Origin of the sequence: Candidatus Acidulodesulfobacterium acidiphilum, assembly GCA_008534395.1 — a bacterium.
Lineage (GTDB): Bacteria > SZUA-79 > SZUA-79 > Acidulodesulfobacterales > Acidulodesulfobacteraceae > Acidulodesulfobacterium_A > Acidulodesulfobacterium_A acidiphilum.
In genome coordinates this window covers 1-1837 of the sequence record SHMQ01000008.1, presented here as the reverse complement: position 1 = coordinate 1837, position 1837 = coordinate 1, and the positions used below count along the sequence as shown (strand labels likewise).

3 protein-coding genes are annotated in these 1837 nt (G+C 36.0%); all 3 read left to right on the top strand.

Annotation, left to right across the window (positions count from 1 at the left end; all coding sequences use genetic code 11):
• On the top strand, nt 1-238 hold a 238-nt coding region (locus EVJ48_04150), incomplete at its 5' end, for a 1-(5-phosphoribosyl)-5-((5-phosphoribosylamino)methylideneamino)imidazole-4-carboxamide isomerase (protein RZV39620.1).
• A gap of 4 nt (nt 239-242) precedes the next feature.
• Nucleotides 243-998 (top strand): imidazole glycerol phosphate synthase subunit HisF, encoded by a 756-nt coding sequence (gene hisF, locus EVJ48_04145; GenBank protein ID RZV39619.1) that lies wholly within the window; start codon nt 243-245, stop codon nt 996-998.
• A 74-nt stretch (nt 999-1072) separates the two neighbouring features.
• Entirely contained in the window at nt 1073-1750 is a 678-nt protein-coding gene (locus tag EVJ48_04140) for a bifunctional phosphoribosyl-AMP cyclohydrolase/phosphoribosyl-ATP diphosphatase HisIE (GenBank protein RZV39621.1), read from the top strand.
• The last annotated feature ends 87 nt before the right edge of the window (nt 1751-1837 follow it).

The following is a 1837-nucleotide window of genomic DNA, read 5'->3' as shown; positions in this document are numbered from 1 at the left end:
AACTTTTATATTTACGGATATTAAAAAAGACGGTATGCTGGAAGGTGTTAATTTAAATCTCGTTACTGAACTTGCGAAATTGAAAGTCGATATAATCGCTTCGGGAGGGGTTTCCGAGATAGACGACGTTAAAAAACTTAAGGAACTTAATATAGATTCTTTAAAAGGCGTAATAATAGGAAAAGCTCTTTACGACGGAAGAATAGATTTAAAAAAAGCTAATGCTTTATTGGGATAAACTTATGCTTGCAAAACGAATAATACCCTGTCTTGATATTAAGAACAACGAAGTCGTAAAAGGAATAAATTTCGAAGATTTAAAAAGCGCCGGCGATCCTGTCGTGCTTGCCAAAAAATATGACGACGAGCTTGCGGACGAACTAATGTTTTTAGATATTACGGCTTCAAGCGAGAAAAGAAAGACGATTTTAAAACTCGTCGAGAAGATTTCGGAAAATATTTTTATTCCGTTCAGCGTGGGAGGAGGGGTTTCGGAGATAGAAGATATTCATAATCTTCTTAACAGCGGCGCAGATAAAGTTTCAATAAATACTTCTGCGGTGATTAATCCGGAAATTATCGACGAAGCCGCAAAAAAATTCGGTTCGTCGACTATAGTAATAGCCATAGACGCAAAAAAGGTAGGAGACGAATATTTAGTTTTTACGCACGGAGGAAAGAAAAATTCCGGTATTAACGCAATACGTTGGGCCAAAGAGGTTTATAACAGAGGTGCCGGAGAAATACTTTTAACAAGCATGGATAAAGACGGAACAAAAAGCGGCTATGAAATAAATTTAACATCTATGGTAGTTCAGAGCGTAAAAATACCCGTAATTGCTTCAGGCGGAGCAAGAGACGCAAAAGATATAGAGGAAGTTTTCGTAAAAGCCGATGCCGGCGCCGCTCTTGCGGCTTCAATATTTCATTATGAAAATTCAGGTATTATACCAATAAAAAAATATTTAAAATCAAAAGGGATAAACGTAAGATTGTGAAAGAAGACGATAAAGATAATGCGGTAATAGTTGACGTATTAGACGGCGGTTCGCTTGAATCGTTTTTAAAAAAAATAGATTTTTCAAAACTTAGCGGCTTAATTCCCGCTGTTGCCCAGGATTATTATACCAAAGATATACTAATGCTTGCATTTATGAACGAAGAAGCGCTTAGAAAAACTATAGAAACGGGTTACGCTCATTATTTTTCAAGGTCGAGAAATAAATTATGGAAAAAAGGCGAAACTTCCGGTCATACGCAGACGGTAAAAGAAATATTTTTCGATTGCGATAACGACAGCATATTATTGAAAATAATTCAAAAAGGTCCCGCATGTCATACAGGTCATCAATCTTGTTTTTATTCTAAAGTAAACAACGGATTATCCGTATCCGGCGATGTTTCGGACGATAGCAAGAACGATGCAATATTTTATTCGCTAAAACTTTTATACGACCATATAGCGGACCGCAAAAATTCTGACCCGGAAAAATCTTATACGGCAAAACTAATGAAGGAAGGTTATGAAAAAATAGGCAAAAAAATTCAGGAAGAATCTCTTGAACTCATCTTGTCCGTTGCAGGCGATTCGGAAAAAGATAAAATTATCTATGAAGCGGCGGATTTGCTGTTTTTTTATACGGTTATGCTTGTGTATTCGGGAATAGATTTTTATTCCGTTATTAATGAATTAAAGAAAAGGGAAGGCGTATCCGGTCTCGACGAAAAAAATAACCGCAAACAAAAATAGTTGCAAATTAATAAAAAATGTAAGATACTATATAAGGGCAAAGTTGTAATAAAGTTGTGAAGGTACCGGAATTGAATTCCGATACCT

Excerpts from the sequence above, each read along its gene's own strand:
- hisF (RZV39619.1), top strand. The coding sequence starts at position 243 with ATGCTTGCAAAACGAATAATACCCTGTCTTGATATTAAGAACAACGAA.